At 65.5% G+C, this 25,335-nt stretch carries 20 protein-coding genes and 1 pseudogene; 18 read left to right on the plus strand and 3 right to left on the minus strand.

The window, feature by feature from the left end; genetic code table 11:
- Nucleotides 1–5 precede the first annotated feature (5 nt).
- Together QO034_RS19765 and QO034_RS19770 are read left to right on the plus strand one after the other, a co-directional pair.
- A pseudogene (locus QO034_RS19765) lies at nucleotides 6–146 on the plus strand (IS5/IS1182 family transposase); the annotation flags it as partial.
- A gap of 175 nt (nucleotides 147–321) precedes the next feature.
- Entirely contained in the window at nucleotides 322–1,851 is a 1,530-nt protein-coding gene (locus tag QO034_RS19770; RefSeq protein ID WP_284487255.1) for a fused MFS/spermidine synthase, read from the plus strand.
- A gap of 204 nt (nucleotides 1,852–2,055) precedes the next feature.
- On the opposite strand, the gene QO034_RS19775 is transcribed toward QO034_RS19770, so the two are convergent.
- Nucleotides 2,056–2,928 carry a helix-turn-helix domain-containing protein gene (locus QO034_RS19775; protein ID WP_284487256.1) on the minus strand — a complete coding sequence of 291 codons (873 nt, stop codon included), beginning with the start codon at nucleotides 2,926–2,928 and terminating at the stop codon, nucleotides 2,056–2,058.
- 183 nt (nucleotides 2,929–3,111) lie between these two features.
- Between QO034_RS19775 and QO034_RS19780 the strand changes: the two genes are divergently transcribed.
- The 10 genes from QO034_RS19780 to QO034_RS19825 are packed head-to-tail and all read left to right on the plus strand — an operon-like array spanning nucleotide 3,112 to nucleotide 13,702.
- A complete protein-coding gene (locus QO034_RS19780) occupies nucleotides 3,112–4,329 on the plus strand; it encodes an amino acid ABC transporter substrate-binding protein (protein WP_284487257.1) in 1,218 nt (405 codons plus the stop codon).
- Between the two features lie 60 nt (nucleotides 4,330–4,389).
- Nucleotides 4,390–5,259 carry a branched-chain amino acid ABC transporter permease gene (locus QO034_RS19785; RefSeq protein WP_284487258.1) on the plus strand — a complete coding sequence of 290 codons (870 nt, stop codon included), beginning with the start codon at nucleotides 4,390–4,392 and terminating at the stop codon, nucleotides 5,257–5,259.
- Complete coding sequence (locus tag QO034_RS19790; protein ID WP_284487259.1) at nucleotides 5,259–6,167, plus strand: branched-chain amino acid ABC transporter permease; 909 nt, start codon at nucleotides 5,259–5,261, stop codon at nucleotides 6,165–6,167. The genes QO034_RS19785 and QO034_RS19790 overlap by 1 nt, the downstream gene beginning before the upstream one ends.
- The gene (locus QO034_RS19795; protein WP_284487260.1) at nucleotides 6,164–6,892 is read left to right on the plus strand and encodes an ABC transporter ATP-binding protein; all 729 of its coding nucleotides are present in this window, start codon (nucleotides 6,164–6,166) and stop codon (nucleotides 6,890–6,892) included. Before QO034_RS19790 ends, QO034_RS19795 begins: the two co-directional genes overlap by 4 nt.
- Nucleotides 6,885–7,607, plus strand: coding sequence for an ABC transporter ATP-binding protein (locus tag QO034_RS19800; RefSeq protein WP_284487261.1), 723 nt, complete (start codon nucleotides 6,885–6,887; stop codon nucleotides 7,605–7,607). The genes QO034_RS19795 and QO034_RS19800 overlap by 8 nt, the downstream gene beginning before the upstream one ends.
- Nucleotides 7,608–7,619: 12 nt before the next feature.
- Nucleotides 7,620–9,068 (plus strand): aldehyde dehydrogenase, encoded by a 1,449-nt coding sequence (locus tag QO034_RS19805; RefSeq protein WP_284487262.1) that lies wholly within the window; start codon nucleotides 7,620–7,622, stop codon nucleotides 9,066–9,068.
- Nucleotides 9,069–9,094: 26 nt separating this feature from the next.
- Nucleotides 9,095–10,141, plus strand: coding sequence for a TRAP transporter substrate-binding protein (locus tag QO034_RS19810; RefSeq protein WP_284487263.1), 1,047 nt, complete (start codon nucleotides 9,095–9,097; stop codon nucleotides 10,139–10,141).
- Nucleotides 10,141–10,647 (plus strand): TRAP transporter small permease, encoded by a 507-nt coding sequence (locus tag QO034_RS19815; protein WP_284487264.1) that lies wholly within the window; start codon nucleotides 10,141–10,143, stop codon nucleotides 10,645–10,647. The genes QO034_RS19810 and QO034_RS19815 overlap by 1 nt, the downstream gene beginning before the upstream one ends.
- A complete protein-coding gene (locus tag QO034_RS19820; RefSeq protein ID WP_284487265.1) occupies nucleotides 10,644–12,002 on the plus strand; it encodes a TRAP transporter large permease in 1,359 nt (452 codons plus the stop codon). Before QO034_RS19815 ends, QO034_RS19820 begins: the two co-directional genes overlap by 4 nt.
- Before the next feature lie 2 nt (nucleotides 12,003–12,004).
- Complete coding sequence (locus QO034_RS19825) at nucleotides 12,005–13,702, plus strand: thiamine pyrophosphate-requiring protein (RefSeq protein WP_284487266.1); 1,698 nt, start codon at nucleotides 12,005–12,007, stop codon at nucleotides 13,700–13,702.
- Between the two features lie 133 nt (nucleotides 13,703–13,835).
- Here QO034_RS19825 and QO034_RS19830 read toward each other — a convergent pair whose 3' ends face one another.
- Nucleotides 13,836–15,461, minus strand: a complete 1,626-nt coding sequence (locus QO034_RS19830; RefSeq protein ID WP_284487267.1) for a thiamine pyrophosphate-binding protein — start codon at nucleotides 15,459–15,461, stop codon at nucleotides 13,836–13,838.
- A 332-nt stretch (nucleotides 15,462–15,793) separates the two neighbouring features.
- Complete coding sequence (locus QO034_RS19835; RefSeq protein WP_284487268.1) at nucleotides 15,794–16,420, minus strand: TetR/AcrR family transcriptional regulator; 627 nt, start codon at nucleotides 16,418–16,420, stop codon at nucleotides 15,794–15,796.
- A gap of 82 nt (nucleotides 16,421–16,502) precedes the next feature.
- Here QO034_RS19835 and QO034_RS19840 point away from each other — a divergent pair, with 82 nt between their 5' ends.
- The 6 genes from QO034_RS19840 (at nucleotide 16,503) to QO034_RS19865 (ending at nucleotide 25,251) form a co-directional block, all read left to right on the plus strand.
- Complete coding sequence (locus tag QO034_RS19840; RefSeq protein WP_284487269.1) at nucleotides 16,503–18,077, plus strand: trimethylamine methyltransferase family protein; 1,575 nt, start codon at nucleotides 16,503–16,505, stop codon at nucleotides 18,075–18,077.
- Between the two features lie 10 nt (nucleotides 18,078–18,087).
- A complete protein-coding gene (locus tag QO034_RS19845; protein ID WP_284487270.1) occupies nucleotides 18,088–20,133 on the plus strand; it encodes an NADH:flavin oxidoreductase in 2,046 nt (681 codons plus the stop codon).
- A 1-nt stretch (nucleotide 20,134) separates the two neighbouring features.
- Nucleotides 20,135–21,163, plus strand: a complete 1,029-nt coding sequence (locus QO034_RS19850) for a trans-3-hydroxy-L-proline dehydratase (RefSeq protein ID WP_284487271.1) — start codon at nucleotides 20,135–20,137, stop codon at nucleotides 21,161–21,163.
- Nucleotides 21,160–23,142 (plus strand): oxidoreductase, encoded by a 1,983-nt coding sequence (locus QO034_RS19855; RefSeq protein WP_284487272.1) that lies wholly within the window; start codon nucleotides 21,160–21,162, stop codon nucleotides 23,140–23,142. Before QO034_RS19850 ends, QO034_RS19855 begins: the two co-directional genes overlap by 4 nt.
- A 156-nt stretch (nucleotides 23,143–23,298) precedes the next feature.
- Nucleotides 23,299–23,550, plus strand: a complete 252-nt coding sequence (locus tag QO034_RS19860) for a hypothetical protein (protein ID WP_284487273.1) — start codon at nucleotides 23,299–23,301, stop codon at nucleotides 23,548–23,550.
- Nucleotides 23,551–25,251 carry a TonB-dependent receptor domain-containing protein gene (locus QO034_RS19865; RefSeq protein ID WP_321170028.1) on the plus strand — a complete coding sequence of 567 codons (1,701 nt, stop codon included), beginning with the start codon at nucleotides 23,551–23,553 and terminating at the stop codon, nucleotides 25,249–25,251. It begins immediately after the preceding gene.
- The last annotated feature ends 84 nt before the right edge of the window (nucleotides 25,252–25,335 follow it).

The raw sequence follows: 25,335 nt of genomic DNA on the forward strand, positions 1-25,335 counted from the left end.
GATGAAGCGGCTACCACCGCCGGAGCCATGTCGGGTCCAGGATGAACCGTATCAGGCTGCCTGGTCAGTCATTGATGGCCCGAGACTTCGACCGCCAGGTCGCGGAACCACAGGTCCGCATCGCCGCGCCTGGACTACCCGTCACCGTGGCCGCAGAGCAAATCCGTCCGGAGAAAGGGGAAGCCCGCCTCGCAGCCGGGTTGTGCAATAAGGTCCAATTGCAGGGCAAATCGAACTTGCAGGTCTCTCGGGCTTGTCTGCGAGACTGGCATCGCGAAAGCGAAGGATTGACACAAGTTCCTCCAGTGACCTAATGGCGCGATGACTCCATCACCGGACAAGTCAGGCGCTGCTCCGCTCTGGCTCTTGCTGCTGCTTCAGGCGGGGATTTCCGCGGCCGGTCTCGTTGTCGAGATCGTCGCGGGCCGGATGATCGCGCCCTATGTCGGAATGAGCCTCTACACCTGGACCTCGATCATCGCCGTCGTGCTTGCGGGGTTCTCGGTCGGTCACTGGTGGGGGGGACGTCTTGCGGTGCTGGAAAGCGGCCCGGCGTTGCGGCGTGCCGGTTGGATCATGATCGCGGCCGCTGTCTTCACGGCCGCCGCGACGCTCGTGCTTCGCATTGCCGCCGAGCCGGTACTCGGATCGATCACCAATCCGCTGGCGGCCATCACGATGATTGCCGCGCTCGCCTTTTTTCTCCCATCCCTGTTCGCAGGGGTGCCGGCGCCGGTTCTGGCCGTTGTTGCGATGCGGCACACCACCCAGTCCGAGCGCGCGCTTGGTGCGATGTTCGCCGCCGGCGCTGCGGGAGCGATCGTCGGAACGCTCCTCGCGGGATTTCTGTTCGTCTCTTGGCTCGGGTCGGTAGGCACCCTGACCGTCATCGCCTTGTTCTACACGCTCGCCGCGACGCTCTGCTTCAGGCTGGGTGGGCTTGCCGGGCGACAGATTCTCCTGGCGGTGGCCGCCGCCACTGTCGCACTGCTCGCCGGGCTGCGAGCGCTTGCACTTCCTTCCGTCTGCGATGTGGAAAGCAGCTACTATTGCATCCGAACTGTCCCGCTGGCGGACGATCCGAACGCGCCCGTGAACCTCATGGTCATCGACCACCTTGCCCACGGTATCAACGCGCGCGAAGCGCCCAGGGTGATGTTCACCGATCATACCGCCATGCTCGACGCCTTGCCGCGGATGCGCATGGGCCGGGACGACTTCACCTCGTTTCACATCGGCGGCGGGTCCTATTCGGTTCCCAGAGCATGGGCGGACCGGGGGGCCTCGACGATCATGGTCGCAGAGATCGATCCATCCGTGACCCGCGTGGCCATGCGGGATTTCTGGTTCGACCCGGAGACCGCGGCGGTTACGCACAAGGATGGCCGTGTTGCGCTCCGCGAAAGCGGCCGTGCATTTGATGTCATCGTCGGCGATGCCTTCACCGATATCGCGGTTCCGGCGCACCTGGTCACCGAGGAGTTCTTCCGGCTTGTGGCGGAGCGCCTGGAAAAGGGCGGAGTCTTCGCGATGAATGTCATCGACAACGTGGACCGTCTCGACGCGCTCGCGGCCCTGGTTGTCACGTTGAGCAACGTATTTCCCAGTGTCGAGGTCTGGACGGAAGCGCGCGGTCCCGAACCCGGTGAGCGCCGCGTCTTCGTGCTGCTCGCAGGCGATGCCGCCAGCCCTGTTTCGGAGATCGCGGCCAGAACGCCCGAACCCAAGCGATTTGCCGCGCTGGAACAGGGATTTCTGGATGACATCATAGCGCGAACCGGCGCCCGCGTGCTGACCGATGACCATGCTCCGATCGATCGGCTCATGGGGCTCGGTCCGTTGCTGGATTGATCCACAAGAGCGCTCTGCACAGGGTTGATGTCGTGAAAAGTCACGGAGCTGATGCAGCCGGCCAGAATATGCAGATCCTTGACATCTGCGCACCGGTCGCGAACTGGCGAATTGTGGGACAGCCTGCCAGTGGATTCGGGAAAGCGGTGCATCGTGCCGACAGGTATCCGAACTGCTTCATGACGCATTGAGGCCGGCGATTGCCTATGGCCAGGCAGCAAACGACTGGAATTCGACGTTGGGTTTCTTGCTGAACGATCTCCGGAACGCGCCCGGGTTCTGCCCGGTCTCGCGCTGGAAGAAACGGGTGAAATACGCGGGGTCCGCAAAGCCCAATCGGAAGGCCACCTGCGAAACCGGCATGCCAGTGTTGGCCAGCAGTTCCATGGCGTCGCGCACCAGCAAGCGGTGCAGGTAGGCGCGTGGCGACAGCCCCGTGGCCCGCTTGACCGCTGAACCCAGGCGGTTGCGGCTGACCTTCAGGTCGCGGGCGTAATCGTCGACAAGCCGGTGATCGCGCACGCGCTGGGCGGCCAGCAGGACAAATCGTTCGGACAGGCCCTGCGGTGCGCCGCCGAGGTGGACGAGATCCTTGCGCGCCATCCGCCAGATCTGCAACACAAGCAGCGCGAGATAGTTCGCTGCGGCGATGTCGGCGCCCGGATCGGTGCCCTGACGTTCACTGGCAAAGCCCGCGAGAAGATCGGTCATCGCGCCAAGCGCGTCGGTCGGAAGCTCCAGGTTCTGTGACAGTGTGCGCTGCATCTGGTCGCCGATGGGTGTCACCGGCAGCACCTGCAGCAGCGTCGTTTCCGGGATCGAGACCAGCGTTCCGCGCGCCCCGATCTCGACGATCAGGTCGCGCCTCTCTCCGTCGGCCCACCACAGAATGCGGGGCCCCGCATGTTCGGGCGTCGCGTCGCCAGGCCCTTGGAGGCGCGCTGTGCCGTACTCCAGCCACAGAAGATGCGAGGTGCGCGGCGCCAGGGTAAATGCGATGCGCGACAGCGGGCTGCGGATCCGGTGCAGTCCGGTGGCCGGCCGGCGCGAGGCGATAGGTCTGTGGGTGATGGGCATGGCGGAGCGATGCTGGGATAAAACCCGCCAAGTTTCAAGCGTAGGTGCAAGAAATGGCTCCGCCAGTGCATTTATGCCGATGCCATTGGGGCGCTACGATCTGATCTGACCCCGCGAGCCGCACCGGATGGCGGGGCCGGGGAGACAATGGGCCGGCGGAGACCGGCCGAAAGGGAGGAACTCATGATTGGCATTACGCGGCGCACATCCCTGCGCGCGCTTTCTCTCGGTATGGTGTCTGCGGCGGCGATGACCGCCGGCATGGCCGCCGCTCAGGACGACACGGTGACCATCGGCTATGCCGTGGCGCGGACCGGCCCCAACGCGACCGGCGCCGGCATCACGACGATCCCGAACTACGAGCTTTGGGTCGATACGGTGAACAAGGCGGGCGGCCTAGCAATGCCCGATGGTTCGCGGCGGATGATCGAGGTCGTGGAATACGACAACCGTTCGGCAAACGAAGACATCGTTCGTTCGATCGAACGGCTTGCGACGCAGGACGAGGTCGACCTGATCCTGCCGCCCTGGGGCACCGGCTCCAACCTGGCCATCGCGCCGCTGATGGCTCGATTCGGCTATCCGCAGATGGCTGTGACCGCGGTGACCGACAAGGCCCCGGAATTCGCGGAACGCTGGGACCGCAGTTTCTGGATGCTGGGCGGCGGGCATGACTACGCGACAGGCCTTGTCGAGGTGTTGTCGGCGGCCCGCGACGCGGGCAGGATCAACGACAAGGTCGCCGTCGTCTCCGTCGCGGACGGTTTCGGCATCGACCTGATCAACGGCGCGCGCCCCGCCTTCGAGGAGGCGGGGTTCGAACTGGTCTACGATGAGACCTACCCGCTGGGCACCTCGGATTTCGCCGCCATCATGAACGGGGCGCAGGACTCGGGGGCGGACAGCTTCGTCGCTTTCTCCTATCCGCCCGGCTCTTTCGGGATGACCAAGACGGCGCAGTCGATGAACTACAATCCCAAGGTGTTCTACATCTCGGTTGGCGGTGCCTTTCCGATCTATCCCGGCGTCGCGGACGGCAAGGCCGAGGGCGTCATGGCCATCGGCGGCGTGAACGCCGACAGCCCGACGATCCAGGACTATTTCCAGCGCCACACTGCCTTTGTCGGCAACCCGCCGGACAGCTGGGCCTCGGCGATCACCTATGCCTCGCTCGAAATGCTGGCGCAGGCAATCGAGCGCGTGGGCCTGGATCACGCCGCGCTGGCCAAGGAACTTTCGACCGGCGTCTTCGACACGGTCGTGGGCGAGGTCAGGCTGGAGAACAACCAGCTGCGCGACCTGTGGTGGGTCGGCCAGTGGCAGGGCGGATCGTTCCGTGCCGTGAACCCGGCCGACAAGGAGGGCGCCTCCGAACCCGTCATTCCCAAGCCGGAATGGTGATCCGAGGATCCGCGCCGCTTGTCGGCGCGGGCCAAGTCCGAACCGCCTGAAGGTATCCCGATGCTCACGACGACTGTCATCCTCGGCCTCGTGCTGGGCGGCACCTATGCGCTGCTCGCGCTGGGGCTGACATTGCAATACGGGATAGCCCGTATCATGAACCTGGCCTACGGCGAGCTGACGCTGCTTTCTGCCTTCGTGGTCGTGGCCCTGTTCCAGGGGCTGGGACTGTCTCCACTGTTGACCCTGCCGCTGGTGGCGGCGGGCGGCTACGGGATCGGTTGGCTGCTATACGCGGTAATGATGCGGCCGCTGGTGGCGCGCTCGCAGGGCCGCGGGCGGCTCGAGGTCGACAGCATCCTCGCCACCTTCGGCCTGCTGTTCCTGATCCAGGGCGGGCTGCTGCTGGCCTTCGGGGCCAATTTCACCTCGATTTCCTACCTCGATCGCGGCGTGACCGTGCTGGGCGTGTCGGTCGCGCTGAACCGGCTGATCGCCTTCGGCATCTGCGTCGTGGTGGGCGCGGCGCTGGTCGTGGCTCTGAAAACGACGCGCTGGGGGCTGATCATGCGCGCGGTGGCGCTGACACCGGGTTCGGCGCCGCTGGTCGGTATCGATGTGAATCGCGCGGCGCGACAGGGCTTTGCGCTCGGTTCGGCGCTGGCGGCGGTGGCGGGGGCGTCGATCTCGATGTATCAGACCTTTTCGGCCACGGCCGGTGTCGTTTTTACCATGAAGGCGCTGGTGATCGTCATCATGGGCGGCGTCGGCAACGTGCCGGGCGCGCTGGCCGCCGGCTTCGGCCTGGGCCTGATCGAGACCTTTGTCGCCACCGCCATCGACCCCGGCCTGACACTGGCCGCGACCTTCGCGATCTTCCTGCTGGTGCTGCTATGGCGCCCGCAGGGCCTGTTCGGAGCGCGCCGTTGATGCGCCTGATCCTGCCCCTGATCTGCCTTGCGGTATTGGCGGTCTTGCCGCTACACTTCTCGGATTACGGTCTGGGTCTGCTGATCGGAGCGGCGACCTATGTCACGCTCGCCTCGGCCTGGGCGCTCTTTTCGGGGCACACGCATTACATCTCTCTGGCCACCGTCGCCTTCTACGGCGCCGGCGCCTATACCGTCGCCGTGCTGAATGAGGTGCTGCCCTATCCGGCCATTCTGCTCTGCGCCGCCGTGATCGGCGGGACGCTGGCGTTGATCGTCGGCCTTTCGACGCTGCGGCTGCGGGGTGTCTACTTCGTCATCTTCAGCTTTGGGCTGGCCGAACTGATCCGCCAGCTCATCACCTGGTACGAGGTCAATGTCACCGGCACACTGGGCCGCTACATCTTTCTCGATATCACCACGCGGCAGATCTACTGGCAGATGCTGGCGCTTGGCGCCGCGACCATCGCGTTGACCGCCTGGATCATGCGCGCGCGCCTGGGCCTTGCCTTGCGGGTGATCGGCGACGACGAAACGGTGGCCGCGCATTCCGGCGTCAACCTTGCGCGGGTGAAGCTGATCGCCTTCGTGCTGTCTTCGGTGATCCTGACGCTGGCCGGCGCGATCACCTCGCCGCGCTACGTCTACGTCGAACCTTCGATCGTCTTCAATCCGACGGTCAGCTTCCTGACGGTCATCATGGCGCTGCTGGGCGGGGCGAACCGGCTGTGGGGTCCGGCCCTGGGGGCGGTGCCGCTGTTCCTGGTTTTCGAATTCCTGTCGTCGAATTTCCCGGACACCTACCCGATCTTCCTGGGCCTGTTGTTCATAGGCGTGGTCTTCGTGGTGCCCGACGGACTCATCTCGGCCGCCGAGAGGCTGACGCGGCGGGGGCAGGTGCGGGCATGAGCTTTCTGCGGATCGACAGGGCGGTGAAGCAGTTCGGCGGCCTCAGGGCGGTGGACGAAGTGTCCTTCTCTCTACAGCGCGGAGAGATTGTCGGACTGCTGGGGCCGAACGGGTCCGGGAAGACGACGGTCATCAACCTCGTGTCCGGCGCGCTCCCGGTCACATCGGGCGAGATATGGCTGGACGGGCGGCGGCTGACCGGTCTGCGCTGCGACCGCATCGCGCGGGCCGGGGTGGCGCGGACCTTTCAGCTGGTCCGCACGCTGCCGTCGCTCAGCCTGATGGAGAATGTCATGATCACGGCGGTCTTCGGCCGCAGCACGCATTGGGGCGAAAAGGCGCGCCGTGTCGCGGAGGACGCGCTCGCGACGGTGGGCCTCGCCGAACGTGCTTCGGCCGTCGCCGGCGATCTGACCTACATCGATCAGAAGCGGCTGGAACTGGCCCGCGCGCTGGCGGCCGAACCCGAGATCCTGCTGCTGGACGAATGGCTCGCGGGTCTGAACCCGACGGAACTGGCCGAGGGCGTTGCCCTGATCCGGCGGCTGCACGAAGGCGGGCTGACGATCCTGATGGTCGAACACATCATCGACGCGGTGCGTGCCCTGTGCCCGCGCGTGGTGGTGATGAACTCGGGGCGGCTCATCGCCGACGAGGCGACCGAAGCCGCGCTGTCCGACCCTGCCGTGGTCTCCGCCTACCTGGGAGGAGAGGTCGATGCTTGAGGTCAAGGACCTGACCGTCGCCTATGGCAAGCACGTCGCGCTGGACGGCGCCTCGCTGAACGTCGGGCAGGGGCGCATGGTGGCGATTCTCGGCGCGAACGGCGCGGGCAAGTCCTCGTTGCTGGGCGCCATCGGTGGCCCGGTGCGGCCCGTATCGGGCGACATCCTGTATCGGGGGCACTCATTGCTGACGCTGCCTGCGCACCGGCGGGTGGAGGAGGGCATCGCGCTCGTGCCCGAGGGCAGGGGCATCTTTCCCGCGCTTTCGGTCGAGGAAAACCTGTTGCTCGGCGCCATCCCTGACCGTGCGCGCCGGTCCGCGACCGAACGCATGGCGGAGGTCCTGGCGCTGTTTCCCAAGCTGGCCGAACGGCGGAGACAACTTGCGGGCACGATGTCGGGGGGCGAGCAACAGATGGTCGCCATCGGCCGCGCCCTGATGTCGAACCCCGACCTTTTGCTGCTGGACGAGCCGTCGCTGGGCCTGGCTCCCATTGTCGCCAAGGAAGTCTTTGCCGCGCTCTCGCGCATCCGTGCGACCGGTCTCACGATCCTGATCGTCGAGCAGAACGCGCGCGCCACGCTGGAGCTGGCCGATTTCGCCTATCTCATGGAGGTCGGCCGGATATCCGGTTCCGGCCCCGCTCACCAGATCAAGTCGGACCCCGCCGTGATCCGCGCCTTTCTGGGTGGCGCGCTGGCCGATACCCGTTGACAGGAGAACCGGATGGAAAAGCTAAACCTCTACATCAATGGCGAATACGTCCCGGCCGAGGGAGGGCGCAGCTTTACCCGCGCGAACCCGGTTACCGGCGATGACGTGACCGAGGCCGCGGCGGCCTCGCTTGGGGATGTGGCGCGCGCGGTCGATGCGGCGGCGGGCGCATTTGCCACCTGGTCGGTGACGCCGCCCGGAGAGCGGCGGCGAAAGCTGCTGGCGGCGGCGCAGAACCTCGACGCGCGGGCCGACGACATCGTGCAGGCGATGAAGGACGAGGTCGGCGCGACCGAGGCCTGGGCGCGGTTCAACTGCATGCTGGCCGCCGACATGCTGGTCGAGGCCGCAGCCTTGACCACCCAGATCAAGGGCGAGGTGATCCCGTCGAACCGTCCCGGCTCGACCGCGATGGCGATCCGGCAGCCGGCGGGCGTGGTGCTGGCCATGGCGCCCTGGAACGCGCCGGTGATCCTGGGCGTGCGCGCCATCGCGACGCCGCTGGCCTGCGGCAACACCGTGGTGATGAAGACCTCGGAGCTTTGCCCCCGCGTCCATGCCCTGATCGTCGAGGCGGTGGCCGAGGCGGGCCTGCCCGCGGGCGTGCTGAACGCCATCTCGAACGCGCCCGACGAGGCCGCTGACGTGGTCGCGGCGCTGATCGAACACCCGGCCGTGCGCCGCGTGAATTTCACCGGATCGACCCGCGTGGGTCGCATGATCGGCGAGCTGGCCGGGCGCAATCTGAAACCCGCGCTGCTGGAACTGGGGGGCAAGGCTCCGATGATCGTGCTGGAGGACGCGGACATCGACGCCGCCGTCGCGGCGGCGGGGTTCGGCGCTTACATGAACCAGGGGCAGATCTGCATGTCGACCGAGCGGATCATCACCGTGGGCGAGGCCGGCGACCGGTTCGTCGAGGCGTTCCGTGCCAAGGTCGAAAGCCTCACCGCGGGCGACCCGCGCGAGGGGAACGCGCCGCTGGGTTCGCTCGTCAACCTCGCCGCCGCCGAGCGGATCGAGGACCTCATGGCGGACGCGCTTGACAAGGGCGCCACATTGATCGCGGGTGGCGGACGCGGCACAATGCTGAATGCCGCCGCTCTTGACCAGGTCACCGCCGACATGCGCATCTATACCGAGGAAAGCTTTGGCCCCGTGGTCGCGATCATCCGCGCGGGCTCGGTCGATGAGGCTGTGCGCATCGCCAACGACAGCGAGTTCGGTCTGTCGGCGGCCGTCTTTGGCCGTGACACGATGAAGGCTCTCGAGGTCGCCAGGCGAATCGAGAGCGGCATCTGTCACGTCAACGGGCCGACCGTCCACGACGAGGCGCAGATGCCCTTCGGAGGGGTCAAGGCTTCGGGCTACGGCCGCTTCGGCGGAAACTGGGGGATCGCGGAATTCACCGAACTGCGCTGGATCACCTTGCAGGACGGCGATCTGCACTATCCAATCTGATCGGGCAACCAAGGGAGGAACGACCGATGATGAAGAAACTGGGACTGGCCGCGATGGCCACCGCCGCTCTGGCGCTCTCTGCGGGCGCCGCGCTGGCGCAGGAGCATGTTTTCAAGCTGCACCATTTCCTGGGCGCCAAGGCGCCCGCGCAGACGCAGATGCTCGAACCCTGGGCGCGCGCCGTCGAGGAAAACTCGGGCGGCAGCGTCAAGATCGAGATCTATCCGTCGATGACCCTGGGCGGGCGGCCGCCCGAACTGGTCAACCAGGTGCGTGACGGCGTTGTCGACCTGGTCTGGACGGTGAACGGCTACACGCCGGGCCTGTTTCCGCGCACCGAGGTGGTCGAGCTGCCCAACGTCTTCCTGAACGACCCCGTGGCCACGAACCTGGCGCTATTCGACATGTACGACGAGCACCTGGCCGGGGAATATCAGGGGATCGAGCCGATGTTCCTGCATGTCCACGCGGGCCAGGCGATCCACACCGTCGACAAGGAGATCCGGACGCCCGAGGACATGGAAGGCCTCAAGATGCGTATTCCGACCCGCACCGGTGCCTGGGTGATCGAGGCGCTGGGCGCCTCGCCGGTGTCGATGCCGGTTCCGGACCTGCCGCAGGCGCTGTCCAAGAAGGTGGTCGACGGCGCCTTCATCCCGTGGGAGATCATCCCCGCCCTCAAGATCCAGGACCAGACGGAGTACCAGATCGAGGGATACGACAAGGCGCGGTTTGGCACGACGACCTTCCAGGTCTCGATGAACAAGGCCCGCTGGGACAGCCTGCCCGAAGACGTGCAGCAGGCCTTCCGCGATGCCTCGGGGCGTGAGTGGGTGGCCGAGGTTGGCCGCATCTGGCGCCAGATCGACGAAGGCGGCATCAAGGTCGCGACCGACGCTGGTAATACCCATGTCACCCTGACCGAGGACGAGACGGCCGCCTTCAACGCGGCGCTGGAACCGGTGGTTCAGCGCTGGATCGATGACGTGTCGTCCAAGGGCATCGACGGTCAGGCGATGGTCGATACCGCGCGCACGCTGATCAAGAAGAACGCCGAGGGCTCGATGAACTGATGTTTCACGCCGAGACACAAGGCCGCAGCGGGATTTCCGCTGCGGTCGCATGGGCGGTCACCCTCTGGGCGCTGCTGGGCGGCCTCGTGTTGCTGGCGGTTGTCACCATCAACGTGCTTTCGGTGGTGGGCGGCGTCGTTTGGAAGCCGTTCCCCGGCGACTTCGAGCTGACCGAGATCGGCGTCGCGGTCGCCGTCTTCGCCTTTCTGCCCTATTGCCAGCTGACCGATGCCAACGTGACCGCCGATATCTTTACCGCCCGCGCGTCGCCGCGCGCGCTGGCCCTGCTGCGGGCCATGGCCTCGCTGCTGGCCTTCGGATTTGCCGCCCTGCTGGTCTGGCGGATGTATCTCGGCATGATCGACCAGAAGACCTACGGCTATGTCACCGCGATACTGCAGGTGCCGATCTGGTGGGGTTTCGTGCCGATCCTCGTTTCGCTGGCGCTGCTCGTCGCGGCCGCGCTGATCACCTTTTTCGAATCCAGCCGCGAGGTTCGCGCATGAGCGACCCTATTGCCTTGGGACTCATTGCGCTGGTCGTGCTGATCGTCCTTATCGCGATCCGCATCCCCATCGCCTATTCCATGATCCTCGTCGGCGGCGTGGGCATCGCGCTGCTGAACGGCCCGGCGCTTCTGCTGAGTCAGCTCAAGACGCTGGCTTACGGGCAGTTCTCGATCTACGACCTGTCGGTCGTGCCGATGTTCGTCCTGATGGGCGAACTGGCGACCGGCGCGGGCCTCAGCCAGGCGCTGTTCCGCGGAGCGAATGCCTGGCTGGGCTGGATGCGCGGCGGCACGGCGATGGCCGCCATCGCGGGCTGCGCAGGTTTTGGCGCGGTCTGCGGCTCGTCGCTGGCCACCGCTTCGACCATGGGCAAGGTCGCCCTGCCCGAACTGAAACGCTACAACTATTCCGGCGCGCTGGCGACGGGATCGCTGGCGGCGGGGGGCGTGCTGGGCATCCTGATTCCGCCCTCGGTCGTGCTGATCGTCTACGCCGTCATCGTCGAGGCCAATATCGTCACCATGTTCGCCGCAGCCCTGCTGCCGGGCATCCTGGCGGTGCTGCTCTTCATCGCGACAATCGCGATCTACGTCCTGATCCGCCCCGAGGCCGGTCCGCCGGGCGGCGTCTCGACCCGGTCCGAGTTCGTCTCTGCCACGCTCGGGTTGCTGCCGGTCATGATCATCTTCGGCCTGGTGCTGGGCGGCATCTACGCGGGTTTCTTCAACCCCACGCCCGCTGCCGCGATCGGCGTGTTCCTCGTCTGGGCCTACGGGCTGGCCAGGGGCCGCCTCGGGTTCACGGCCATGATCGCGGCGCTGAAGGCCACGGCGCGCACATCCGGCATGATCTACCTCATCCTGCTTGGCGCCGAGCTGATGAAGATCTTCATGTCGCGCATCGGCCTGCCGCAGCAGGCCGCCGCCTGGATCGCCGAAAGCGGCCTGGCGCCGATGACGGTGATGATCCTGCTGCTCTTCGCATTGATCCTTCTGGGCTGCCTGATGGACAGCCTGTCGATGATCCTGCTGGTCATCCCCTTCTTCTGGCCGATGCTGCTGGAGATCAACGGAGGCATCTATCAGGGCGCGGATGGCTCGGGCTTCGGCATGAGCACCGAGGATCTCAAGGTCTGGTTCGGGATACTGGCGCTGATCGTGGTCGAACTGGGACTCATAACGCCGCCCGTGGGCATGAACGTCTTCATCATCTCGGCACTGGCCAAGGACACACCGATGATCGAGACCTTCAAGGGCGTCGCGCCTTTCTTCACCGCCGAGTTGCTGCGCGTGGCGTTGCTGCTGGCGTTTCCGGCGCTGACGCTGTGGCTGCCAGGCATTCTGGGAGGTTGACGATGAGCCATGTTACCGCAGGCGGCGCGATCTTTCCCCGGCTCAAGGCTCTGGGGGTGGATTACGTCTTTGCCAACTCCGGCACCGATTTTCCGCCGATCATCGAGGGGCTGGCGCAGGCCGCGGCCGAAGGCATCGCCCTGCCGCAGGCGCTGGTCATGCCGCATGAGCATGCGGCGATGGGCATGGCGCACGGCTATTACCTGATGACAGGTCGGGCGCAGGCGGTGATGCTGCACACCAACGTCGGATTGGCCAACGGCGCCATTGGCGCAATCAACGCGGCCTGCGAGCATGTTCCCATGATCCTGATGTCGGGCCGCACGCCGGTCACCGAGAAGGACCGCTTTGGCGCGCGCACCGTGCCCATCGGCTGGGGGCAGGAGATGCGCGACCAGACGGCGCTGGTGCGCGAGGCGTCGAAATGGGACTACGAACTGAAGTTCCCCGAGCAGATACCCGAGCTTCTGGACCGCGCCCACGCCATCGCGACATCGACGCCGAAGGGGCCGGTCTACCTGTCGATCCCGCGCGAGGTGCTGTGCGAGACGGTGTCGGCCGAGGGGCTCGACTCCGCGCCAACGATTGCCGCCGCTCGGTCCGCGCCCGACCCCGAGGGCATTCGGACCCTGGCGGGCTGGCTCGCCGCGGCGGAAAACCCGCTGATCGTGGCGCAGCGCGGTTCGGGGGATGCGGCCAGCTTCGCCGCCTTCGCGGACTGGGTCGAGGACTGGGGCATAGCGGTCTGTTCGTGGTGGGCCACGCATTTGGCGATCCCGACCGACCACCCGTGCCATGTCGGCGCCGACCCCGGGCCGTGGCTCGAGAAGGCCGATGTCGTCGTGATCCTCGATTGTCTTGCTCCCTGGATGCCCGACGCGCACAAACCGCGCCCGGAGGCCCGCATCGCCAACATGGGTCCGGACCCGATCTTCTCGCGCTTTCCGGTGCGCAATTTTCGGTCGGACCTCTCGGTCGTTGGCGAGAACGCTCAGACAATCCCGGCCCTCATTGCGGCGATGGAGCGTTTGCCGCGCGACGATGCGGCGCTCGATACCCGTCGCAGACGCTTGGCCGAGGGCAGCGCTGCGCATCGCCGGAACACGTCGCGGAATGCGCAGCCAAGGGGAGGCGTCCTGACCAAGGCCGCTGTCAGCCGCATCCTTGGCGAGGCGTTGGACGCGCAGGGGGCGCCAACCTCGGTCTTTTCGGAGCTGGGCACCCAACTGGGCGCGCTTCCCCGGCGCGAACACCGCTCCTGGTTCCAGGAGCCTCATTCCGGTGGCCTGGGCTGGTCCTTCCCGACCGCGCTCGGCGCGCAGTTGGCCGAACCCGACCGGCTCTGCGTTGCGACGATGGGCGACGGCAGCTACATGTTTTCCAATCCCGTCGCCTGCCATCAGATCGCCGAGGCGCTGTCGCTGCCGACGCTGATCGTGATCCTGAACAATGGCGAATGGGGTGCGGTCCGCCACTCGGTCACCGGCCTCTATCCCGATGGTGCGGCGGCCAAGGCCAACGCCATGCCGCTGACCGGTCTCACTCCCTCTCCCGATTTCTGCAAGGTCGCTTCGGCGAGTCGCGCCTGGACCCGCGCCGTGACCTCTGCAAGCGAACTGCGCCTGGCGCTCGACGCCGCGATCTCTGCCACAAGAAATGAGCGACGCTGCGCCCTCGTTGATGTCCGAATCCGCGATTAGGTCAACAGGTTCGTCGAGGCATCTTCCTGCTTTTGCATTGGCCCGCATTCCGATGGCTTGCCGCCGGCGGCATTCCCGGCGGAATTTCGAGAAGATGCGCGGTGGTCCGACCGGAACATGCCCTGCCGGAAGACTAGATACGCATGCGCGGTACGTCGTTCGGGTCCAGACGCAGTTCGATCAGGAGCGGTTTGTCTCTGGTCTCGATGGCCTCGATCGCGGTTTCGAGGCCCGCCGCGGACTCCACCAGAACCCCGCGCCCGCCCAGTGCGGTTCCGATTTGTGCGAAGGAGGGCCACTCGAACATCGAAAGGCCCGGATCCATCTTGCGGTCGAGGAACTGGATATGTTCGGCGCCATAGGCCGAGTCGTTTGCCACGATGACGATCAGGTCCTGGTTCATCCGGACGGCGGTGTTGAACTCGTTGATGCCGCCCATCATGAAGCCGCCATCGCCGGTAAAGAGGACCACGGGCCGGTTCGGCACGGCATAGCCCGCACCGATGGCGACCTGCAACCCGAGGCCGATGGAGCCGAAATTGGTCGTGGCGATGAAGCTTTCGGCATTGGGGCAGGACAGGCGGCACCAGACCTCGGTCATGAACCGTCCGCCATCGGTGGTCAGGAACCGATCCTTGGGCAGTGCCTCCTCCAGGCGGTCGAGCGCGTATTCGAAGTTCACGCATCCGGGTTTGGCCTTGTCGGGATTGCCTTTGGGATGGGCGGTCAGCACGTCCATGGCCAGTTCGGCCGTGAAGCCGCTGCCGGGGATTTCGGCCTCATCGAGCCACCAGACGATGTTGTCCGCCGTCAGTCCCGCATCGGCCACGAGCGCCGCGTCGGGATGGTAGTTCTTGGCGACCTCGGTAGCGGTATCGTTGATCTGAACGACGCGCTTGCCCTGCATCAAAGCGCCCTTGTCGGTGGTGAAATGGTGCAGGGAGGAGCCGAATGCGACGACGCAATCGGCCTTGGCAATCGCGTCATAGGCGGCGGGCGTCGACAGCGTGCCGAAGATATCGATGTTGTAGGGGTGGTCGTTGAACATTCCCTTGGCCTTGAGCGTGGTGGCGAGCGGGGCCTGCAAACGGTCGGCCAGCTTCCTGATCTGCTCGACCGCGTCCTTGGCGCCGATCCCGGCCAGGATGATCGGACGCCGCGCGCTTGCGATCATGCCCACCGCCTCGTCCAGGTCGTTGCCCTCGGGCACGTAGGAAGGCGCATTGAAGGCGGGGAAGACGTGCCGGACATGTTCCACCTCCTGCCACATGAAATCGGCGGGCATGTTCAGCACGATGGGCCGCTTTTCCACCTGCGCCCGGTAGATGGCATGGGCAACGTCATAGGAGGCGGTTTCGGGCGAGCGCATCTGTTCGAACCCGGCCCCCGTGATCTTGACCGTTTCACGCTGGTCGATGTTCTGCAGGTTATGCGGGTTGGAGACGGCGGTATCGCCTGCCAGCAGCACCATCGGCACATGGCCGCGTGCGCCCTCGGTCAGCGCGGTGACGCAGTTGGTCAGCGCCGGGCCATGCGTGACGGTGGCGATGCCGACCTTGCCCGCGACCCGCCCGTAGGCCATCGCCATCAGGACCGCGCTGCCCTCGAAGGCGACGGGCACGAAGGTCGCGCCGCTCGAACGCACGAAATGATCGACAAAGAAGAGATTGGCATCGCCCATCAGCCCGAACATCGTGTCCTGGCCATGGTCGGAAAGGGATTGGGCAATGGATTGGTAGACATACATGCTGGGGCTCATCGACGGTTTTCTGGTTGCTCAGATCACATTCATATCGAACCACCGACGCGCAAAGTACGCAAACTTTTTGTTCGCAGAGAAAGTTATGCGGAAGATGCGCATGAATTCGGGCGTTCTCGTCAATTCGGACCATCCGGATGGGGTTGGGCGCCGCCATCTACGGGGAATGTGTGTTCATGAACATGCCCCAGTGTTCTCACTCCGAAAGGCCCAACAGGCTGAAGGCGTGGATTGCGCCAATGTCGGGGCGCGAAGATGAATCCCGCGCTTGGCGGTGCCGCCGTCGCAAGGGAGATATCGGAGCGGTTGCGCGGCGTCCTTTGCGTTGCGCCTCAGTCCTCGACGGCGCTGTGGCGGGTCATGAATCGCTGGAAGTCGGACTCGGCCGGCTTCCGGCCGGTGAATACCTCCACATAGCCGGGCATGCGGGCGAAACGCTGGTGCCGGTCCTCTGTCACCTGCATCGAAACATATCCGATTTGCGTGTAGATCATGGTCAGTGCGCGCACTTCTGCCTCTGCCGGATCATATCCGAAGCGCAGGAACATCGCCGTCATTGCCTCTGCGCGCCGCTGGTCGGCGCAGTCGAGCCGTTTCTGTAGCGCGGCGTCGTTGCGCGCCCAGTTGCGCACCGCCAGATCGAGCCGCGAGTCGAACAGGGAATCGTCCAGCCAGCAATCGAACAGGTTGAACACGGCTTCGCAGATGTCATCCGCATAGGCTTCGCAGCGGGCGACAAGGTTGCCGGTGTTCTTGTCCTCCCAATGCCGGATCATCGCTTCGAGCAGCGCCTCGCGGTCCTTGAAATGCCAGTAGAAGCCGGTCCGGGTGAGGCCCAGCCGCTTGGCCAGCGGCATGATCTTCACCGCCTCGACGCCACTTTCGGTCAGGACGTCATAGGCGGCCTTGAGCCAGACATCTTCGCTGGCGCGCGGCCGGGGGGGCTGAATTTTGTTCATGGGGTCAATATGGAAAAACTTGACATGTATGTCAACTTGATTGACAGATATGTCATGTCGGGTGAGTCTCGGGGGGACGACAATGAGCGAAACTATTTCGGCAACGCGCAAGTCGCGGCGGCGGGCGCGCGGTGGGGACGGCAATCCGCGCAGCGGCGCACCGGGACAGAACCCGCATCTGGAGGTGCCGTTCATAACGCGCGGCATCCCGACCTATGACCTGCTGAACGCCGACAGCCTGGAAAGGATCGAAAAGACCGCCGACCGGATCCTGGCCGAAATCGGGATCGAGTTCCGGGACGACAGCGAAACCGTGCGGCTGTTCCGCGAGGCGGGCGGGCAGGTGACGGAGCTGGACAAGGATCGCTGGAACATCCGGTTCGAGCCGGGCATGATCCGCGAAATCCTTGCAACCGCCCCGGCGCGGTTCACCCAGCATGCCCGCAATCCGGCGAAGTCGGTGGAAATCGGCGGCGACGCGGTGGTGTTCGCGCCGTCCTATGGCTCGCCCTTCGTGATGGATCTCGACAAGGGGCGCCGCTACGGCACGATCGAGGATTTCCGGAACTTCGTGAAGCTGGCGCAATCGAGCCCCTGGCTGCACCATTCCGGCGGCACCATATGCGAACCGACCGATATCGCCGTCAACAAGCGGCATCTCGACATGGTCTATGCCCATATCCGCTATTCGGACCGGGCGTTCCTGGGGTCGATCACGGCGCCGGAACGCGCCGAGGACAGCATCGAGATGTGCCGGATCCTGTTCGGCGCCGATTTCGTGGACCGGAACTGCGTCGTCATGGGCAATTTCAACACCACATCGCCGCTGGTGCTGGATGGCGTGACCACCCAGGGCATCCGGGCCTACGCGGCGGCGGGGCAGGGGTCGATCCATCTGCCTTTCCTGCTCGGTGGTGCGGTGTCGCCGCTGACGATGGCGGGATCGGTGGCCCAGTGCCTAGCCGAAAGCATGACATCCTGCGCGCTGACCCAGCTCGTGCGTCCCGGCGCTCCGGCAGTGCTTGCCGCGTTTCTCAGCACCATGTCGCTGCGTTCCGGTTCGCCCACGTTCGGGACCCCGGAACCCGCGCTGGGATCGCTGGTCATGGGGCAGCTCGCCCGGCGCCTGAACATGCCGCTGCGCTGCGCCGGGAATTTCTCGACCTCGAAACTGCCCGATGCGCAGGCGATGCAGCAATCGATGATGTCGATGATGTCGGCGGTGCATTGCGGTGCAAACTACATCCTGCATTCGGCGGGGTTCCTCGACGGGCTCCTGTCGATGTCCTACGAGAAATTCATGCTGGATGCCGACCTGTGCGGCGCGTTGCACGCCTATATCAAGGGGGTGGATGTCACCGAAGACACGCTCGGCTTCGATGCGCTGGCCGAAAAGGGCCCCGGCGAACACCTGTTCTCCTCCGCCCATACATTGCGCCACTATCAGACCGCTTACTGGGACAGCGCGCTGGACGACAACCAACCCTGGGAAACCTGGGACGAACGGGGCGGCATCGACTCCGCCACCCGCGCCAATGCGCGCTGGAAAGCAAGTCTCGAAAGCTATGAAGCGCCCGCGCTCGATCCGGGGATCGACGATGCGCTGCGGGATTTCATGGAAACGAAGAAAGCGTCGATGGCCGACGCCTGGTATTGAGGATTTTCGAATGTCCAGGGACCCGCTGCTCCAGCCTTATCAGCTCAAGCATCTGACGCTCAGAAACCGGATCATGACCACGAGTCACGAGCCGGCCTATCCCGAGGACGGCATGCCCAAGGACCGTTACCGTGCCTATCATGCCGAAAGGGCCAAGGCGGGCGTGGCGCTGACGATGACCGCCGGTTCGGCGGCGGTGTCAAAGGACAGCCCGCCGGTCTTCAACAACATCCTCGCCTTCAAGGACGAGGTGGTTCCCTGGATCCGACGGTTGACCGACGGCTGCCATGAACACGGCTGCGCGGTGATGATCCAGCTGACGCATCTGGGCCGCCGGACCGGCTGGAACAAGGGCGACTGGTTGCCGTCCGTTTCGTCGTCCAAACACCGCGAACCCGCGCACCGGGCCTTTCCGAAGCGGATCGAGGATTGGGACATCGAACGCATCATCACCGATTTCGCGGACGCCGCCGAACGGATGCAGGCGGGCGGAATGGATGGGATCGAGCTTCAGGCCTATGGCCACCTGATCGACCAGTTCTGGTCGCCGCTGACCAATGATCTGACCGGACCCTACGGTGCCGACACGCTCGAAAACCGCCTGCGGTTCCCTCTGGATGTCCTGACGGCGATCCGAAAACGTGTCGGCGACGACTTCATCGTCGGTTTCCGCTACACGGCGGACGAGGCGCAGAAGGGCGGGATCACGCCGGAGGAAGGCATCGAAATCTCGAAACGGCTGGCTGCGACCGGTCAGGTCGATTTTCTCAACGTGATCCGGGGGCGAATCCACACCGATCCGGCGATGACCGACGTGATCCCGGTCCAGGGCATGAAGGCTGCGCCGCATCTGGATTTCGCGGGCGAAGTGCGAAAGGCCACCGGAATGCCAACCTTTCACGCCGCGCGCATCCCGGATGTGGCCACGGCCCGCCACGCGGTTGCCGAGGGCCTGCTGGACATGGTCGGCATGACCCGCGCCCACATGGCGGATCCGCATATCGTCCGGAAGATCGCCGAAGGGCGCGAGGATGACATTCGTCCCTGCGTCGGCGCGACCTATTGCCTTGACCGGATCTACCAGGCGGGCGATGCGCTCTGCCTGCACAACGCCGCCACCGGGCGCGAACTGACCATGCCGCACGACATCGCCCCGGCGAAGGTGCGAAAGACCGTGGTCATCGTGGGGGCCGGACCGGCCGGGCTCGAAGCCGCGCGCGTCGCCGCGGAGCGGGGCCATGACGTGACCGTCTTCGAAGCGGCCGCGGTGCCCGGTGGCCAAGTGCGCCTGACCGCCCAGTCGCCGCGCCGTCGCGAAATGATCGGGATCATCGACTGGCGCATGGCGCAATGCGCGGCCCGCGACGTGGCGTTCCGGTTCAACACCTGGGCCGAAGCCGCCGACGTCACCGCGCTGAACCCCGACGTCGTGATCGTCGCCACCGGCGGGCTGCCCAATACGGAACTTTTCGAAACCGGCGTCGAACAGGGCAATGTCGTGACGAGCTGGGACATCATCTCGGGCGATGTTGCGCCTGCGGAAACCGTCCTGATCTATGACGAAAGCGGCGATCACCCCGGGCTTCAGGCCGCGGAAATCGCCGCCGCCGCGGGATCTAAAGTGGAGGTGATGACCCCCGACCGGGTATTCGCGCCGGATATCATGGCGATGAATCTGGTGCCCTACATGCGGTCGCTGCAGGACAAGGACGTGCATTTCACGGTCACGCGGCGGCTTCTGGACGTGAAGCGGGACGGCAACAAGCTGACCGCGACCATCGGCACCGACTACAGCGATCATTCCTACGCGGCGCAATATGACCAGGTGATCGTCAATTACGGCACCCTGCCGCTGGACGATCTCTATTTCGATCTGAAGCCGCTGTCGTCGAACGGCGGCGCGGTCGATCAGGACGCGCTGATCGCAGGCCGTCCGCAAACCGTGGTCCGCAATCCTGAAGGCGCGTTCCAGCTGTTCCGCATCGGCGATGCGGTCAGCGCCCGAAACACCCATGCGGCGATCTACGATGCGCTGCGGTTGCTCAAGGATATCTGAGGTGCGGACGGGTCGCGTCATCCAGACGATCTCGGCCCATGCCGAGGGCGAGGTCGGTGACGTCATCACCGGTGGCGTCGCGCCGCCGCCGGGCGACACGCTCTGGGAGCAAAGCCGCTGGATCGCACGGGACGACAGGCTGCGCCGCCTGATGCTGAACGAACCCCGCGGCGGCGTGTTCCGTCATGTGAACCTTCTGGTGCCGCCCAGGCATCCCGAGGCGCAGATGGGGTTCATCATCATGGAGCCGGAAGACACGCCGCCCATGTCCGGGTCCAATTCCATCTGCGTCGCCACCGTGCTGCTGGACGCCGGTATCCTGCCGATGATGGAACCGGTGACGGAACTGGTGCTCGAAGCCCCCGGCGGGCTGGTCCGGGTGAGGGCCGATTGCCGCGATGGCAAGGCGGAACGGATACATGTCCGCAACCTGCCGTCCTTCGCCGACCGGCTCGATGCGGCGATCGAGGTCGAAGGCCTTGGCACCCTTACCGTCGATACCGCCTTTGGCGGCGACAGTTTCGTGATCGTCGATGCCGATGCGCTCGGTTTCGGGATCGCGCCCGACGAAGCAGACGACCTTGCCCGTCTCGGGGTGCGGATCAGCGATGCCGCCACGGAACAACTGGGCTTCGCGCATCCCGAGCTTCCAGACTGGACGCATGTGTCATTCTGCCTTTTCGCGGGGCCGGTTGTACGCGACGGCGCGGCACTGACCGCGCGTTCGGCCGTCGCCATCCGTCCCGGCAAGATCGACCGATCTCCGACCGGAACCGGGGTCTCGGCGCGCATGGCGGTGCTTGCGGCGCGGGGCGGCATGGCCGAAGGTGACACCCTGACCGCGATTTCGATCATCGGGTCCACCTTTTCCGGGCGGATCGCGGGAACCACGAGCCTTGGCGGGCGCCCTGCCATTCTTCCCGAAATCTCGGGACGGGCCTGGATCACCGGCACCCATCAGCACATGCTGGACCCCTCCGATCCCTGGCCGCTGGGCTACCGTTTGTCAGACACCTGGGGCCGGCGATGACGGCGTTTCCGCATGTCTTCAAACCTGTCAGGCTCCGCCGCAAGACCCTGAAGAACCGCGTTGTCTTCGGGGCCCACACCACCAACATGGCCCGCGACGGGCTGCCCGGCGACCAGCATCTGGCCTACTACCGCGAACGCGCCATGGGCGGTGCGGCGATGATCGTGGTCGAACCGATGCCGGTCCATCCCGCCGCCGTGCTGACCCATGGTAATTTCCGTGCCGGTTCCGACGCGGTCATTCCGCATTTCCGCCGGATCACCGAGGCCTGCCAGGCCCATGGCACGGTGATGATCCAGCAGCTTTATCACATCGGCGCGCATGGCGATTCCGACAATTCCTGGCACGCCCACTGGTCGCCCTCCGGCGGACCCAGCTATCATGACAGCGACGGCAGCCACGAGATGAGCGAGGCCGAGATCGAGGAAACCATCGACGGTTTCGTTCAGGCCGCGATCCGCTGCCGCAAGGCTGGTTTCGACGGAGTCGAGGTCTGGGCCGCCTATCACGGTCTGCTGGATCAGTTCTGGACCCCGTTTTCCAACCGGCGGAGCGACAAGTGGGGCGGCAGCCTGGAAAACCGCACCCGCGCCTCGCGCGAGGTGCTGCGCCGCATCCGCGCCGCCTGCGGCGAAGATTTCATCATCGGGCTGGCGGTCAACGACGAACCCGATGTCGAAGCCGCGCTCAGCCGGGAAGAAACCGCGCGGATCGTCGCCCTGCACGACGCCGAGGGGTTGATGGACTACGTCACCTGCGGCTTTGGCGGCTACTTCGACTTCTACAAGCTGATGCCGACCGTGCTCTATGGCGAAAAACTGGGCGCCGACCTCGCGGCGATGCTGAAGACCGAGGTGCGCAATGCGCTCGTCACTGCCGAATGCCATATCCGCACGCCGGGCAACGCCAACACGGTCCTGGGTGCCGCGGAGGCCGACCTGGTGTCGATCGTGCGCGGTCAGATCGCCGACCCGCATCTCGTCAACAAGGCGGCGGAACAGCGGGAAGACGACATTCGGGGCTGCCTGTCCTGCAACCAGCAATGCTGGGGCCGGCGCGGCCGCGACTATTACATTTCCTGTCTGGTCAACCCGTCCGCCGGGCACGAATACCTTTGGGGCGGCGACCGGTTCGAACCTGCCGGTGAGAGGCATTCGGTGCTGGTCGTCGGCGGCGGTCCGGCCGGCCTGGAGGCTGCGCGGGTGGCTGCCGAACGCGGACACAGGGTGACGCTGGTCGAGGCCGGGCCGAAACTGGGCGGACAGTTCCGGCTTGCCGGGCTGCAACCGCGCCGTGGCCAGATCACCGAACTGATCGCCTGGTACGAACGGCAACTCCTTGGGCTGGGGGTCGACATCCGCTTCAATTGCTACATGGACACCGGCGATATCGCCGCATTCGGGGCCGGCCGGGTGCTTCTCGCCACCGGGTCGCTGCCCGCCGAAACCGGGTTCCAGAAGGCGCTGCCGCACCTGGCTGCATTGCCCGGCATCGGGTCGGGCAATGTCTGGTCGGCCGAAGATGTGATGATGCAGGCCGCCCGGCTCGGGCCACGGGTGGTGGTGCTGGACGAGGGCGGCAACTGGCGTGGTTGCGGCACCGCCTGGAGGCTGGCGGAGGATGGCCACGAGGTCACGATCGTCACTCCGGACGCGCTGGTGGGCAAGGAGTTGCAACGGTCCGCGACCGACTGGCCGCTGCGGCGGGCATTGGCCCGTCTGGGCGTGCGTTTCGTGACGGAGTCGGCGATCCGGGAATGGAACGCGCAGGGCGCGATGGCCGAGAGCCTGCTGACCGGCAAGACAGAGCTATTGGCGGCGGATTCGCTGGTGCTGGCCACGCCGAATGTGGCCGATCCGCGCATTCGTCTGGAGCTGGCGGCATGCGGCGTCGCCATGCAGGCCATCGGCGACGCCAACGCACCCCGCAACGCGGCGCTGGCGATCTTCGAAGGACGAAAGGCGGGGCTTGCGGTCTGAGCTGGCGCAAGGCTTTTCCGAACCTCGATGAAGGCCCGCGCGTCCGGGCTTGACCTGACTATTTTTGTCAACTATTGCCGCTCGAATAACACGCAGCCAGACCGCCGTTCCTTGATGGGCATCCAGCCACGCGACGCCAGATCAAAGGACAAATGCATGACCAGTTCACCCCGCGGCATTCTGCTGCTCGGAACGGCGCTGTGTGCCGGGATGGCTTCCGCGCAGGAGACCGCCGACCCATACTTTCTCGGCACGCTGCGCATCGGCACCCAGGCCGCACAGAACCTGCTTGGAAACGACAAGATCACCGAAGAGGAAATCGAGGAACGCAATCCCACCACCATGGCGGACGTTTTCAAGGGCGAGTCCTCCGTCACCACCAGCGGCGGCGCGGCCATTGCGCAGTAGATTTTCGTCAACGGTATCGAGGAAAGCCTGTTGTCGGTGACGATCGACGGGGCCAGGCAGAACAAATCGGCGTTTCATCATACGGGAAACATCCTTCTGGACCCGGCGCTGCTGAAATCCGCCGAGGTCAGCGAAGGCATCGCGCCCGCCGATGCGGGACCGAACGCGCTGGCCGGCGGGTTGGCCTATACCACTAAGGACGCCCGCGACTTTCTTGAGATCGACGAAACGATCGGCGGTCTTCTGACCCTGCGCGGGGGCAGCAATGGTGAGGGGTTCCGCCGGTCGCTGACCCTGTTCGGGCAGGCAGATGGCTTCGAATGGCTGCTGAGCGGCACGCGCCAGACCGGAGAGGATTATCAGGACGGCGACGGCGTCACCGTGCCCGGCACCGAAGCGGACCTGAGCGCCTACGTCCTGAAGCTCGCCCATACCTCCGCGAGCGGGAAACGGTTGTCCTTTTCGGCCTCCGAAACAGAGGATACCGGAATCCGGGCTGCCCAGGCCGGACCCGGCGGCATCCTGTTCACCCGGCCCGATTTCGCGGCGGTCGTCGGGCGGCCCAGCCTGTTCGTCGAAGGGTTGTCCCGCCGGAGCTCCTATACGCTGACCTATGAGGACGAAGCCCCGCAGGGCTGGTTCGCGCCGAAACTGCAACTCAGCTACAATGAACAGGAAATCGACGCTTCCGGCGTCTGGGGTCTGAACACCAGTCTGAGCGGCTTTGCCGCGAACGAATTCCTGCTCGGCAACGGCACGCTGAACGCGGGGATCGACTTTTTCCAGGAGACGGCGGAAGGCAAAGGGCGTGGTCCCGGACCCTTCGGCTCGTCCGGTGAGGAAACCCTGTGGAGCGTCGGCATGTTCGCCCAGGCGCGGCAGAACCTCAGCGACCGGGTCTCCGTGTCCTATGGCGGGCGGATCGATCATCAGGAATTCGAAGGCGCCGATGGATCCCGCTTTTCGGACACCGGCGTCAGTCTGAACGGCGCAATCGACCTGGTGTTGACCGATACGCTGAGCCTCAATGCCGGGCTAGCCTCCAGCTGGGGCGGGTTCGAACTGGGCGAAGCGGCGCTGATCGATTTCGGCGGCGCCTGGGACTATACCGGCTTCAGGTCTTCGCGGGGGAACACGGCCCGCATCGGGCTGCGGCATGAAAACGGTCCCTGGGCCGCGAGCGGGGCGCTGTTCCATACGGCGATCGACGACATCGCCGCGGTCTTGCCGACAGGCGGAGCGCGCGGAGAACTGGCCGATCTGACATCGCGCGGCTTTGACGGGTCGGTGTCCTGGACGGGAGAGCGGGCCTTTGCGCGACTGAACTATACCTATGCGGATGTGGAACTCGACGGCGATCCGATCAGCACCACCGCATATTACTATGGGCGGCCGGTCGGACATATCTTTGCGCTTGAGGGCGCCTATCAGGTGGCGCCCGAATGGCGGGTCGGCGGCAATGCCGAGATCGCGCTGAAAGACGATGACGCGGTTACGCCATTGCCGGGATACGTGGTCGCCAGCCTGTATGCGAGCTACAGACCGGTCCGTTTCGAAGGGATGGAGATTCGCCTCGACGTTCAGAACCTGTTTGACGAGACCTACGCCAAGCGCGGATCGGACGGGGTCGGCCTGGCAAACGTGGTCGCCCTGAATGAACCGGGGCGCACGATGTCGCTGACGGCGTCGCTGCGGTTCTGATCGGCAAGGGCGGGATCCGTTACCCTCCCCCCTTGCAAACCAGCGCGGCGTCCGGTTTCGCCGAAACGCCGTTTGACGCCGGTC

Origin of the sequence: Sedimentitalea xiamensis, from assembly GCF_030164465.1 — a bacterium.
GTDB classification, from domain to species: Bacteria; Pseudomonadota; Alphaproteobacteria; order Rhodobacterales; family Rhodobacteraceae; genus Sedimentitalea; species Sedimentitalea xiamensis.

Bases quoted from the DNA above. Each gene is read 5' to 3' on its own strand.
- QO034_RS19770 (WP_284487255.1), top strand. From the start codon at position 322: ATGACTCCATCACCGGACAAGTCAGGCGCTGCTCCGCTCTGGCTCTTG.
- QO034_RS19775 (WP_284487256.1), bottom strand. From the start codon at position 2,928: ATGCCCATCACCCACAGACCTATCGCCTCGCGCCGGCCGGCCACCGGA.
- QO034_RS19780 (WP_284487257.1), top strand. From the start codon at position 3,112: ATGATTGGCATTACGCGGCGCACATCCCTGCGCGCGCTTTCTCTCGGT.
- QO034_RS19785 (WP_284487258.1), top strand. From the start codon at position 4,390: ATGCTCACGACGACTGTCATCCTCGGCCTCGTGCTGGGCGGCACCTAT.
- QO034_RS19790 (WP_284487259.1), top strand. From the start codon at position 5,259: ATGCGCCTGATCCTGCCCCTGATCTGCCTTGCGGTATTGGCGGTCTTG.
- QO034_RS19795 (WP_284487260.1), top strand. From the start codon at position 6,164: ATGAGCTTTCTGCGGATCGACAGGGCGGTGAAGCAGTTCGGCGGCCTC.
- QO034_RS19800 (WP_284487261.1), top strand. From the start codon at position 6,885: ATGCTTGAGGTCAAGGACCTGACCGTCGCCTATGGCAAGCACGTCGCG.
- QO034_RS19805 (WP_284487262.1), top strand. From the start codon at position 7,620: ATGGAAAAGCTAAACCTCTACATCAATGGCGAATACGTCCCGGCCGAG.
- QO034_RS19810 (WP_284487263.1), top strand. From the start codon at position 9,095: ATGATGAAGAAACTGGGACTGGCCGCGATGGCCACCGCCGCTCTGGCG.
- QO034_RS19815 (WP_284487264.1), top strand. From the start codon at position 10,141: ATGTTTCACGCCGAGACACAAGGCCGCAGCGGGATTTCCGCTGCGGTC.
- QO034_RS19820 (WP_284487265.1), top strand. From the start codon at position 10,644: ATGAGCGACCCTATTGCCTTGGGACTCATTGCGCTGGTCGTGCTGATC.
- QO034_RS19825 (WP_284487266.1), top strand. From the start codon at position 12,005: ATGAGCCATGTTACCGCAGGCGGCGCGATCTTTCCCCGGCTCAAGGCT.
- QO034_RS19830 (WP_284487267.1), bottom strand. From the start codon at position 15,461: ATGAGCCCCAGCATGTATGTCTACCAATCCATTGCCCAATCCCTTTCC.
- QO034_RS19835 (WP_284487268.1), bottom strand. From the start codon at position 16,420: ATGAACAAAATTCAGCCCCCCCGGCCGCGCGCCAGCGAAGATGTCTGG.
- QO034_RS19840 (WP_284487269.1), top strand. From the start codon at position 16,503: ATGAGCGAAACTATTTCGGCAACGCGCAAGTCGCGGCGGCGGGCGCGC.
- QO034_RS19845 (WP_284487270.1), top strand. From the start codon at position 18,088: ATGTCCAGGGACCCGCTGCTCCAGCCTTATCAGCTCAAGCATCTGACG.
- QO034_RS19855 (WP_284487272.1), top strand. From the start codon at position 21,160: ATGACGGCGTTTCCGCATGTCTTCAAACCTGTCAGGCTCCGCCGCAAG.
- QO034_RS19860 (WP_284487273.1), top strand. From the start codon at position 23,299: ATGACCAGTTCACCCCGCGGCATTCTGCTGCTCGGAACGGCGCTGTGT.